The 11,119-nt window shown below is 43.0% G+C and carries 10 protein-coding genes and 1 pseudogene; 2 read left to right on the plus strand and 9 right to left on the minus strand.

Annotation, left to right across the window (positions count from 1 at the left end):
• The 8 genes from msbA to E0H88_RS13755 form a co-directional block, all read right to left on the minus strand.
• On the minus strand, nucleotides 1-1,728 hold the full coding sequence (gene msbA / locus E0H88_RS13720) for a lipid A export permease/ATP-binding protein MsbA (RefSeq protein ID WP_131274590.1): 1,728 nt from the start codon (nucleotides 1,726-1,728) through the stop codon (nucleotides 1-3).
• Nucleotides 1,725-2,150, minus strand: a complete 426-nt coding sequence (locus E0H88_RS13725; RefSeq protein ID WP_092818364.1) for an ExbD/TolR family protein — start codon at nucleotides 2,148-2,150, stop codon at nucleotides 1,725-1,727. Before E0H88_RS13725 ends, msbA begins: the two co-directional genes overlap by 4 nt.
• A gap of 11 nt (nucleotides 2,151-2,161) precedes the next feature.
• Nucleotides 2,162-2,800, minus strand: a complete 639-nt coding sequence (locus E0H88_RS13730) for a MotA/TolQ/ExbB proton channel family protein (RefSeq protein WP_131274591.1) — start codon at nucleotides 2,798-2,800, stop codon at nucleotides 2,162-2,164.
• A gap of 29 nt (nucleotides 2,801-2,829) precedes the next feature.
• The gene (locus E0H88_RS13735) at nucleotides 2,830-3,717 is read right to left on the minus strand and encodes a ParB/RepB/Spo0J family partition protein (RefSeq protein WP_092818366.1); all 888 of its coding nucleotides are present in this window, start codon (nucleotides 3,715-3,717) and stop codon (nucleotides 2,830-2,832) included.
• On the minus strand, nucleotides 3,714-4,496 hold the full coding sequence (locus tag E0H88_RS13740; RefSeq protein WP_131274592.1) for a ParA family protein: 783 nt from the start codon (nucleotides 4,494-4,496) through the stop codon (nucleotides 3,714-3,716). Before E0H88_RS13740 ends, E0H88_RS13735 begins: the two co-directional genes overlap by 4 nt.
• A gap of 24 nt (nucleotides 4,497-4,520) precedes the next feature.
• The gene (gene rsmG, locus E0H88_RS13745; protein ID WP_131274593.1) at nucleotides 4,521-5,153 is read right to left on the minus strand and encodes a 16S rRNA (guanine(527)-N(7))-methyltransferase RsmG; all 633 of its coding nucleotides are present in this window, start codon (nucleotides 5,151-5,153) and stop codon (nucleotides 4,521-4,523) included.
• Between the two features lie 84 nt (nucleotides 5,154-5,237).
• Nucleotides 5,238-5,927 carry an N-acetylmuramate alpha-1-phosphate uridylyltransferase MurU gene (murU, locus tag E0H88_RS13750; RefSeq protein WP_131274594.1) on the minus strand — a complete coding sequence of 230 codons (690 nt, stop codon included), beginning with the start codon at nucleotides 5,925-5,927 and terminating at the stop codon, nucleotides 5,238-5,240.
• Complete coding sequence (locus E0H88_RS13755) at nucleotides 5,928-6,941, minus strand: aminoglycoside phosphotransferase family protein (RefSeq protein ID WP_131274595.1); 1,014 nt, start codon at nucleotides 6,939-6,941, stop codon at nucleotides 5,928-5,930.
• Between the two features lie 120 nt (nucleotides 6,942-7,061).
• Between E0H88_RS13755 and E0H88_RS13760 the strand changes: the two genes are divergently transcribed.
• Both E0H88_RS13760 and E0H88_RS13765 read left to right on the plus strand, forming a co-directional pair.
• Complete coding sequence (locus E0H88_RS13760; RefSeq protein WP_131274598.1) at nucleotides 7,062-9,530, plus strand: LPS-assembly protein LptD; 2,469 nt, start codon at nucleotides 7,062-7,064, stop codon at nucleotides 9,528-9,530.
• Nucleotides 9,530-10,840: a peptidylprolyl isomerase gene (locus E0H88_RS13765; protein WP_131274596.1), complete on the plus strand. Its 1,311-nt coding sequence runs from the start codon at nucleotides 9,530-9,532 to the stop codon at nucleotides 10,838-10,840. Before E0H88_RS13760 ends, E0H88_RS13765 begins: the two co-directional genes overlap by 1 nt.
• Before the next feature lie 138 nt (nucleotides 10,841-10,978).
• Here the strand turns inward: E0H88_RS13765 and E0H88_RS16165 are convergent.
• Nucleotides 10,979-11,119: pseudogene (locus E0H88_RS16165) on the minus strand (RNA chaperone Hfq); the annotation flags it as partial.

Genomic DNA, 11,119 nt, shown 5'->3' on the forward strand with positions numbered 1-11,119 from the left:
TCAATGTTCCTCGAAATTACGCTGATGCAATTGATAGTAAGCCCCATGTTGGGCAATCAATTCTGCATGCGTACCCTGCTCGACAATTTTACCGTGATCCATCACCACAATGCGATCTGCATTTTCAATGGTTGATAAACGATGGGCAATCACAATCGTTGTCCGGTCTTGCATGGCTGCATCAAATGCTTTCTGGATAAAATACTCTGATTCATTATCCAATGCACTGGTGGCTTCATCCAGAATCAGAATCGGTGCATTTTTCAAAATGGCACGTGCAATGGCAATACGCTGGCGCTGCCCACCTGAAAGATTCAGGCCTTGTGCGCCCAGTTGCGTATCATACCCTTGTGGCAAGGCCATAATAAAGTCATGGGCATAGGCAGCTTTTGCGGCCGCAATGATTTCTGCATCGGTCGCATTTTCAAGCTGGCCGTAGGCAATATTTTCACGTACAGTGCGGTTAAACAATACCACCTGCTGGTTCACCATGGCAATTTGTGTACGCAAGCTATGCAGGTCTATATCTTGAATATTCTGCTGGTCCAGATAAATATGCCCAGAACTCAGCTCCTGAAAACGCACCAGCAAATTGACCAGAGAACTTTTGCCCGCGCCTGAACGACCGACCAATGCAATGGTTTCGCCCGCCTTGACATTCAGGTTGAAATCCTGAATCGCGTGATGCCCATCTGCATAAATCAGGTTGGCATTCTCAAACTGAATATTACCTTTAAGCACTGGCGTTAAAGCGCCTGCATTTTGCTCTTCAGGCAAATCCAGCAATTCAAAAACGGAATGTGCAGCAGCCATACCACGTTGCAGCTTTTCATTGATATCCGTCAATGCCTTGATCGGTTTGCTTAACATACCGGCTGCGGTAATGTAGGCAACAAATTCACCTGCGCTGGTATCCCGCAAAATTTCTGGCCGTAAGGCAATCCAGATGATAATTGCCATGGCAATGGACATAATGAACTGCACAACCGGGCTATTCAGTTGCTGCACCACCACCATTTTCAAACCGCGTCTTAAGTTTTCCAGCGAGTTTTCACGAAAACGCGTTTGTTCATATTCCTGCCCGCCAAAACCCTTAACGATTAAATTCCCATTCACCGTTTCCTGCACCACATGGTTAACATCCCCCATGGTGTCCTGAACTTGCAGGGATAGTTTACGCATACGTTTTGATGCTTTGCGAACCAGCAACCCCATCAGTGGAGCAAAAATCAGAATAATCAGGGTAAGGCGCCAATTGCTATATAACAGATAGCCTAGCAAACCAATCGTAATCAGACCTTGCTGGACAAGGGTTTTTAGAGATTCAGATGAAGCAGCCGTTAATTGCTCCACGTTATACATGATTTTAGCGGTAATATGTCCGCTGGTATTATCCAGATAATATTGCGATGGAAGTTTAAGTAATTTTCCAAAAACTTCCTGACGGATATTAAACACCAGATTACGTGAGATGACTGCGGTATAATAGCCTCCAATAAAGGAACCTAAACCGCGAAAAAACATCAATAAAATAACCAGAAAAGGAAATATAGAAGTAAAGTTCTGGTCTCTGTGCTGGATAGCGGTGATGATTTTTTCCAGTAATTTCGCAATGGAAACCTCAGTCGCTGCACTAATTGCAAAACCGATAAAAACCAGTATTGCCACACCCCAAAAAGGTTTCAGATATCCTAAAAGACGCAGATAGACCTTAAAATCTTGCTTCACTCATAACCCCTAGACGGAACTTTGGTACTAATATTGACGTTCACAAAACCTAACTGTCCTGCTACATCCATCACACGAATGACATCCTGATGCGTTGCCTTGGCATCCGCAGCAATAACAAACATTAAATCACGCCGGTCATTGGAAATCTGTTTAATTGCGGTACTTAAGTCGACCACTTCCTTACTGGCAATTGATTGTCCATTAATAGAATAGTGTCCAGAAGCATCTACCACCACTTCAATTTTATGATCATACTGCTTGGGAGGCACCCCTTGCGCATCCGGCAAGGTTAAATTCATGCGGCTAAACTGGTTGAATGTGGTGGATAGCAGTAGAAAAACCAGGATAAACAGCAAACAGTCAATCATGGGTGTCAGGTTAATGTGAATATCTTCAACTTGTGTGCGTTTGAATTTCATGTTTCACCACCTTAACCTGCTTTTCTAATATCTTGTTCTTGATCTGTAGAATTTTGATAGAAAAGTGCTGCATGAAACAAGGTCGATTGCTGTTCAAGCTCTGCAATATATTCTTGTACCAAACGCTGAAAATAGCGATATGCAAACAGTGCCGGAATGGCAATAAACATCCCGGCTGCCGTTGTGATCAACGCTTTTGAAATACCCGGAATCATTAAAGTAGGATTGCTATTGGTGCCTAAATCAATCACCAGGAAGGATTCGATAATACCCAGAACCGTACCCAACAAACCTAAAAGTGGTGCTACCGCACTCAACGTTCCCAAGAAGTTGATGTTTTTTTCCAGATAACCAATTTCTTGCGATGCGGTCGTTTCCATCTGTACACGGGCAAATTGCTGATTTTGACTTTTACTTTGGTAACCCGCCATAAAAATTCGACCTAAAGTACTCGCTTGTAAGGCTTGATCCTGCTGTAACTGCTGCATGACCGCATCAGTATTTTGCGCAGAGTTTAGTAACAATACCTTAGGCAGAATCATTGATTTTTTTAAGCGAATAAAGCGTTCAATCGTGATTGCAACGGTAAAAATTGAACATAAAACAAGGGGAAGCATCAGCCACCCACCCGCCTTAACTAATTCCCACATATGTTTTCCCCAATAAAAATTTTAAAAAATTATTCTGCAAAGCAGATATTTAAAATACCGTCCAATTCATCAAGTGAATGGTATTGAATAACAAGTTTTCCCTTGCCTTGTTTATTATGATCAATCTTCACATCTGCACTGAAACGCTCTGCCAAACGCTGCGTCAGTTGCTGAATATCGGGTGCAATTTCAGCTTTCGGTTTTTCTTGTTTTGGCGTATTAAAGTCGCGTACCAGTTGTTCGGTTTGACGTACAGATAAACTTTTTTCAATCACATGTTCTGCAACTTTAAGCTGGTCCTTGGCTTTCAAGGTCAGGATGGCACGTGCATGCCCCATATCCAGCAAACCTTGCTGCATGAAATCTTTTACCGATTCAGCCAATGTGAGTAACCGTAACAGGTTGCTGACTGTGGTACGCGCCTTACCGACAGTATCGGCAATTTCCTGATGGCTCAAACCGAATTCTTCATGGAAACGCTGGAGTGCCATCGCCTGATCGATCGGGTTTAAATCCTGACGCTGAATGTTTTCAATCAATGCCAGAGCAATGGCAACCTGATCATTCAAGTCACGAACAATTGCAGGAACTTCAGTTAAGCCCGCCAGTTGCGCAGCACGCCAGCGACGCTCACCGGCAATAATTTCATAGGGATGCTTTTCATCATCAATTGGACGAATCACAATCGGCTGCATGACCCCATGCTTTTCAATTGATGCTGCAAGCTCCTGAAGATCTTGCTCATGAATAAAACGACGCGGCTGATATTCACCGCGTTTTAATAAATGGACATCAATCTGTTTCAGCTGACCATGATCTAACGCTTGAGCTTCCATTTGTAATTTTTCTTTCTGGATTGAGCCAAGCAAGGCATCCAGACCACGACCTTTAGCTAGTCCGCGTTTTTTTGTGGTCATGCGTTACTTCCTTTTTTTACTTTACTTTTCTTTAACATCTCAGCTGCCAGATTCAGGTAAGCAACTGCACCCTTGGAGCTTTTTTCAAAATAGATAATCGGCAAACCATGTGCCGGTGCTTCAGCCAAACGTACATTACGCGGAATCACCGTATCATAGAGTTTTTTGCCAAAATACTGTTCCAGTTCTTCCGACACATCACGGGTTAATGCATTGCGTGCATCATACATGGTACGCAGCACACCCACGATTTCAAGGTCAGGATTCAAAGCCTGCTGAATGCGGTCAATGGTTTGGGTTAAATCGGCCAGACCCTCCAGGGCATAGTATTCACACTGCATCGGAATCATGACACCCTGCACGGCAGCCAAGGCATTCACCGTAATAAGACTCAGGCTTGGCGCACAGTCAACAATAATATAATCAAAAGAAGATTCAATTTCTTGCAATGCATCACGCAAAATATACTCGCGGCCATCCTGTTCGGCAATGGCAAGTTCAACACCCGCCAAATCACGGTTAGCCCCGAGAACTTTATAACCGACTTCCGCTTTGGTAATTGCCGTTTCAATCGGGACTTCACCCAATAAAACGTCAGTGACCGAATACAAAAGATCATTTTTCTGGATCCCAGACCCCATCGTGGCGTTGCCTTGCGAATCCATATCCACAAGTAAAACGCGCTTTTTTAAAACAGCTAACGATGCTGCCAAATTTACTGCGGTTGTGGTTTTACCTACGCCACCTTTTTGGTTCGCAATCGCAATAATTTGTGCCATGGTGACCCCAATCCTTCGAAAAAATTAAATATGTTTCAATAAAAGCAAATGACGTTGTTCATCTAAACGCGGAACTTTAAGTTCAATAATCTCACAACTGAATTCATTTTTTAAAGCCTCTACTTCATCCTCAGGAATTAATCCTTTCATTGATGCAATAATACTGTGCACATGCATAAAAGGTTTAGAAGCGGCAACAAAATCGGTTAAAGAGGCAAATGCCCGACTGGTAATGACATCGAACTGACCCAGCTCATGAATGCTTTCTTCATTTTCGACACGCGTCTGTACAGCTACCACATTTTTTAGTTTTAAATCGGCAATAAACTGTTTCAGGAAACGGATTTTTTTACCGTTCGAATCGAGCAATACACACTGGCGTTCAGGCTGGCATAATGCAATGATCATGCCTGGCATACCGCCACCCGTTCCGATATCCAGCAAACGGCCCTGAGGCAAATCTTTCAAAATACTCAAGCTATCCAGCAGATGCTTCACCAGCATCTCTTTGGGATCACGAATCGCGGTCAAGTTATATGCTTTATTCCACAGTACCAAAGCATCCTGGTATTTGAGTAATAAATTTAAAGCCTCATCGCTAAGCTCCAAACCCAAAGCTTGGCTACCCTGCTTAAGTTCTTTGAAAAACTGATGCATATACAAATAACGTCTCGAAAAGTTAATGGAAGTATACCGATTTATACAACAAGTCACAGTAGCTTGTGCTTAGTGAATATGCACTTAATCGTACAAGCCTTGCTTAATTTGTTGATCCAGTACATTTAATCGCTCAGGAGTGCCAACATCGACCCAAACGCCCTGCATTTTGGATGCAGAAATTTGTTGCTCCAGCATGGCTTGCTTTAATAAAGGTGCCAGTGGTCGCTTGCCATTTTCCAGGCCTGCAAACATTCCGGGATGAATCACCGCAACGCCACTGTAAGTCAGTGCTTCACCTGACTGGTTTTGGTCAAAAGTATATGCTCGACCATTGGCCAGGGTAAAGTCACCATTTGGATGTTGAGCCGGATTCTCAACCAAAACCAGATGGGCGAGATCATTTTCCAGTTTCACATCCAGTAAAGTTGAAAAATCCATAGTGCTCCAGACATCACCATTCACCAGAATAAAAGGTTCTTGACCCAAAAGCGGTAAGGCATTAATAATGCCACCCGCTGTTTCCAGGCCTTCGCCTTCATGTGACCACAAGATATTGACGCCAAATTGAGAGCCATTTCCCAATGCCTGGACAAGCTTTTCACCCAGCCATGCCGTATTAATCACAATATCCTTTATGCCAATGTTTTGCAGTTTTTCAATATGCCAAACAATCAGCGGCTTTCCACCCACTTCCAGCAAGGGTTTTGGTGTATGCAAAGTCAGTGGACGCATGCGGTTACCCAAGCCCGCAGCAAGAATCATGGCTTTCATTTATGCAGCAACCTCATAGCAACCATATTTGGCTTCAAATTTCGGCATTACCTTCGCTTGAATAAACTGCATAAAAGGTTGCAGTTCTGCATAAGGCTTGCTTTCTTCGAGTAAATACCACATGACACGCGGTAAATCCTTGAGATAACCCGATTTGCCATCGCGTTCAAATAAGCGCACAAAAATGCCCAAAATTTTAATATGACGCTGAATCGCCATCATGTCGGCATCTTTTTTAAACTGTTCGAAATCACGGTCCTGCTTTGCCGATTCAGGTAACAGGTCATAGAAAGTTTTAAACCATGTATAAACACGCTCTGCATTCCACTGTACATAAGCATCGCGGGTAATTGAAATCAGGTCGTAGGTATCTGCGCCAATGACGGCATCCTGAAAGTCAATCACACCCAGATCGGTTTCGCCTTCAATTTTCATCAGGTTGCGGCTGTGAAAGTCGCGATGCACAATCACTTGCGGCTGCGCCAAGGCAGCGTTGGCTAAAATGGCAAAAGTGCGTTTAATTAAAGCACTCTCCTCATCTGTCGGTTGAATGTGCAGTGAAGGCAACATCCAGTCCGTCAGCAGTTGCATTTCTGAAATCAGTTTTTCATAGGAGTAATCTGGAAAATGATGTGTTCCATCAATCGCCTGTAATTGAATCAGCTGTTTAAAACTTTGCTCATAATAATGGTCTACAGTTTGCTCATTGAGCAAGGTCGAAAGCAGGACATCACCAAAATCTTCCAGCAGCAAGAAGCCCAATTCCAGGTCTTTGGCAACAATATGCGGTACACGCACACCATTGTTATCAAAAAATTCATCGATCGTCACAAAAGGCCCACAATCTTCTTTTTCTGGTGGTGCATCCATGAGCATAAATGTTTTATTATTCAATTTGATTCGTGCATAACGACGGAAGCTTGCATCGCCTGCCAAAAAATGAGTCTCAAATTGATCTGAACCAAGTACAGATGTAATCCATGTTTGTATCAATTGTTCACGTTGTGTATTCATTTGCGATAAATTCTAATACAGGCTGAGTTTTTAAAGTGCTAAGTGTAGCCACTTATCAACTTTTTCTCTATGATGCGAGAATAATTAATTGCGATTAAGCATACTTGGTTAATGAAACAAATGAAGCATCAGTTTAAATTTAATCCTTTAGCGACTGCTATTTTAACCCTTTTATGTGGCAGCTCGATCTCAAGCTATGCTGAATCCACAATTCCGGCTTCGACTGTCGACAACCAAAAAATGAAAGACAGTATTCAGGAGTCGTATCCTGGACAACAATTTTTTGAACAATATTATGTAGACAAATCCTCCCCGGAAGCCCAGCAGCGTCAAGGACAGCATTTAAGCTCTGCTTATTGTAAAGGTGCCTGGATTACGCCGATCAGCCCGGATACCAAAGCTGCAGATCCAGACAATGCAACATCTACAGTAACTGCAGATTATGGCCATTATGACCCGAATGGCGATTCCGTTCTCGAAGGCAATGTATTAATTGACCAGCAAGGCCGCCAGATTCGCGCCGATAAAATTACCATTGACCAGACCCAAACTTATGCCAATGCACAAGGCCGTGTGCAAATGGCACAAGCCGGCTTATTGGCACAAAGTGACCAGATCAATTACAACTTAAAGACCCAGCAAGGCGATTTAAATAACAGCTACTACATTTCTGAAGAGCAGCATGCGCATGGCATGGCAGAAAAAATTGCCCGCACATCAGAAAATGTGGTGGTGATGAATAATGCCACCTATACCACCTGCCCACCCGATGAAAAACCAGGCTGGAAAATTCAGGCGGATAAAATCACCTTGAACAAGGAAACAGGACGCGGTGAAACACGTGGAACCAAACTGTATGTCAAAGAAGTTCCGGTGCTCGCGGTACCTTATTTCAACTTCCCGATTGATGACCGTCGTACCACAGGTATTTTAAATCCAAATTTCGGTTTTTCTAACGATGGTGGCGTAGAGCTTGCAGTTCCTGTTTATTTAAACCTGGCACCGAATTACGATGCAACCGTTACACCACGCTACATCGGTAATCGCGGTGCAATGCTTGAAGGCGAATTCCGCTATTTAACGGAAAATTACGGCTCCGGTATGATTTGGGGCGGCTACTTGGCTTCAGACAGCGAATATAACGACCAAGACCGTAAAGCTTTACAATTTTTACACAACTGGCAAATCAACAATCAGTTTTCTACCAATGTTGAATATAACTATGTTTCAGATAAAGACTATTTTGCCGATTTAAACAATAATCCAAATTCTAAAACCACTTTAAACTTGCGCCGTGCCTGGGAACTGAACTACGGCAATGGCATCCCTGGCCTTCGAGCCCAGTTAAAAGTAGAAGATTTCCAGACTGTAGATAAGTCGGTTTCCGATCAAGATCGTCCTTATGCACGTTTGCCGCAATTTTTACTCAACTATACAGGCGGTGACCCGCAAGGTTTACAATTTGAATTTGACCATGATACGGCTTATTTCAAAAAAGATATCAATGCTTCCAGTTTAACCAACAATAACTCTTACGAACCGAGCGGCACGCGAATTTACAATGATTTTTCGGTACGTTACAACTATCGCAATCCCTGGTCGTTTGTCATTCCTGAAGTATCGCTACGCAATGTAAATACGTTCTATGATAAAGACACGCAACAAGTTATTAACCAACAAAGCCAGACTAGCTCTTCAAGTGAAAATCAATCGGTTACCATCCCTGAATTCACTTTAGATACCGGTTTAATCTTTGAAAAAGAAGGCAAGTATCTACAAACACTGACTCCTCGTGCCTTCTACGCCTATGCACCCTATAAAAATCAGGATGGGCATCCAAACTTTGACTCGGCTCCTGCATCCATCAATTACGATCAGCTCTTTAACTCTCGTCGTTTCTATGGACATGACCGTTTAGAAGATAATAATTTCCTGTCTTTAGGACTAAGTTATAGTCTATTTGATGAAGTCGGTTTGGAACGCCTAAAAACCAGCGTCGGTCAAAGCTTCTTTTTTGAAGATCGTCGGGTAACGCTAGAAAATGAAACTGATCAGTTTGATACTGAGCGCCGTACCGGTCCAATTTTAAGCGTATCCAGCCAACTATCACAAAACTTTACGATTGGTGCAAATTCTGCATGGATGTCAAATGGTGATAATGCCCAGCGTGATTTGCAGCTGTATTACACCGGCAATCAGGGTAACCTTTATAACCTGGGTTATTTCTACCGCAAAGACATTCCAAACCGCCAAGACCAGTATGACCAGGTTGTTGCATCATTCATTCAACCTGTAGCCAATAACTGGCGTATTTTAGGTCATGCCCAATATGATCTGGACAACAATGTCGCTCGCGAGTATTTACTCGGCGTAAATTATGAGTCATGTTGCTGGGGCATTTCGGTGTATGGCCGTTCTTACTATAATGACCTGGACAACGTGAATGATGAAGGTGTTTCACCAAAACGTGCCATTATGGCTGAAATTAGCCTCAAAGGTTTAGGCGGTTTCAACAACAAGCTGTCATCTTTACTCGAAAGCCGTATTCTAGGTTTCAATAATATTAATCAATCTTGGACACAACGTTAATGAAGACAATACAGTTAAAACAATTTTTTAAAGCGACTGCGCTTGCTTTAGCCTTATCTTCATCAATGACTACATTTGCGCAACCCTCAGATGAAGTGGTTGCCCTGGTAGATAACAGTGTCATTTTAAAAAGTGATTTAGAACAAGGCATCGCCGAACTCAAACATCAGCTACAAACGCAAAAAAAACAGCTGCCACCAGAACAGTATTTACAGCAGCAGGCACTGGACCAGCTCATTATTCGTCAAGCGCAACTTGAACAGGTTAAACGCTACAATATCAAACCGAATGAAAAAGAACTGAATGAAGCTGTACTTAAGGTTGCAGGCCAATCTGGCACCAAAAGTTTAGAAGCATTCCAGCAAAAGCTTGATGGTATTGCTCCAGGGACTTATGAATCCTTGCGCAATCGCATTGCAGAAGATTTGGCAATTAATCGCCTGCGTCAGCAAATTGTGATGTCCCGAATCAAAATTAGTGATCAGGATGTAGAAAACTTTTTGAAAACGCCACAAGGTCAAGCAGCTTTAGGCAGCCAGGCACATGTGATTCATATCCGTGTATCGGGTAATGACCAGGCAGCATTAGAAAAAACGGCAAAACTTGTCAAAACCGAACTGAATAACAGCAATGATGTTAAAGCGATTGACCAAAAGTTCACCACCAAGACCGTTAAGGTCGAAGGTGCAAATATGGGCTTTAGAAACCTGTCTGACATCCCGGCTGAACTGGCTGCCCGCGTAAGCACGCTGCAGGAAGGTCAAACGACCGACCTGATTCCGGTACGTGACGGCATTCATGTTTTAAAATTGATTGAACGCAAAGGCGGCGAGCAAAAAGCGATCGTATCGCAATATCAGGTACGTCACATTCTGATTCAGCCTTCTGAAGTGGTAAGCCCTGAAAATGCCAAACAACAAATCGACAGCATTTACAACCGTTTAAAAGCGGGTGAAGATTTTGCCGTATTGGCCTCTACTTTTTCCAATGATCCCGGTTCTGCACGCGATGGCGGCAGCTTAGGCTGGGTGAACCCGGGTGTCATGGTGCCTGAATTTGAAGCACAAATGAAAAACACCCCTGTCGGTCAGACCAGCCAACCGTTCCAGACTCAATTTGGCTGGCACATTCTGCAAGTGACTGATACACGCCAACAAGATATGACGCGCGAATATCAGCAACGTATGGCACGTCAAATTCTGGGTGAACGTCAATTTGATGCTGAACTGGATAGCTGGTTACGTGAAATTCGCAGCAATGCCTTTGTAGAAATCAAAGATCCAAATCTGGACCGTAAAAAAAATAAATAATCCTTAGATGATTTGAGTTAAAAAACCAGTTGCCTAAACAACTGGTTTTTTACTGTCGACAAGAAAATACATTATATCTATTCGCTTGTGCTCAAATAAAAAAGCCTCTCATAAAGAGAGGCTTTTAAGCATTAACAATTAACGATTATTTTCGTCGTCTTGAGAATCTTCAAATTTTGTTTCGCTTTCAAAACCCGGGTTTGATTGACCACCGAAGCCACCTTGACCACCGAAGCCACCTTGGCTACCAAAACCGCCTTGACCACCGAAGCCACCTTG

It is taken from the genome of Acinetobacter sp. ANC 4216 (assembly GCF_004331195.1).
Lineage (GTDB): Bacteria > Pseudomonadota > Gammaproteobacteria > Pseudomonadales > Moraxellaceae > Acinetobacter > Acinetobacter kookii.

What these genes read in the sequence shown, in the direction of transcription:
- E0H88_RS13725 (WP_092818364.1), bottom strand. Translation starts at nt 2,150, where the DNA reads ATGAAATTCAAACGCACACAAGTTGAAGATATTCACATTAACCTGACA.
- E0H88_RS13730 (WP_131274591.1), bottom strand. Translation starts at nt 2,800, where the DNA reads ATGTGGGAATTAGTTAAGGCGGGTGGGTGGCTGATGCTTCCCCTTGTT.
- E0H88_RS13735 (WP_092818366.1), bottom strand. Translation starts at nt 3,717, where the DNA reads ATGACCACAAAAAAACGCGGACTAGCTAAAGGTCGTGGTCTGGATGCC.
- E0H88_RS13740 (WP_131274592.1), bottom strand. Translation starts at nt 4,496, where the DNA reads ATGGCACAAATTATTGCGATTGCGAACCAAAAAGGTGGCGTAGGTAAA.
- rsmG (WP_131274593.1), bottom strand. Translation starts at nt 5,153, where the DNA reads ATGCATCAGTTTTTCAAAGAACTTAAGCAGGGTAGCCAAGCTTTGGGT.
- murU (WP_131274594.1), bottom strand. Translation starts at nt 5,927, where the DNA reads ATGAAAGCCATGATTCTTGCTGCGGGCTTGGGTAACCGCATGCGTCCA.
- E0H88_RS13755 (WP_131274595.1), bottom strand. Translation starts at nt 6,941, where the DNA reads ATGAATACACAACGTGAACAATTGATACAAACATGGATTACATCTGTA.
- E0H88_RS13760 (WP_131274598.1), top strand. Translation starts at nt 7,062, where the DNA reads ATGAAGCATCAGTTTAAATTTAATCCTTTAGCGACTGCTATTTTAACC.
- E0H88_RS13765 (WP_131274596.1), top strand. Translation starts at nt 9,530, where the DNA reads ATGAAGACAATACAGTTAAAACAATTTTTTAAAGCGACTGCGCTTGCT.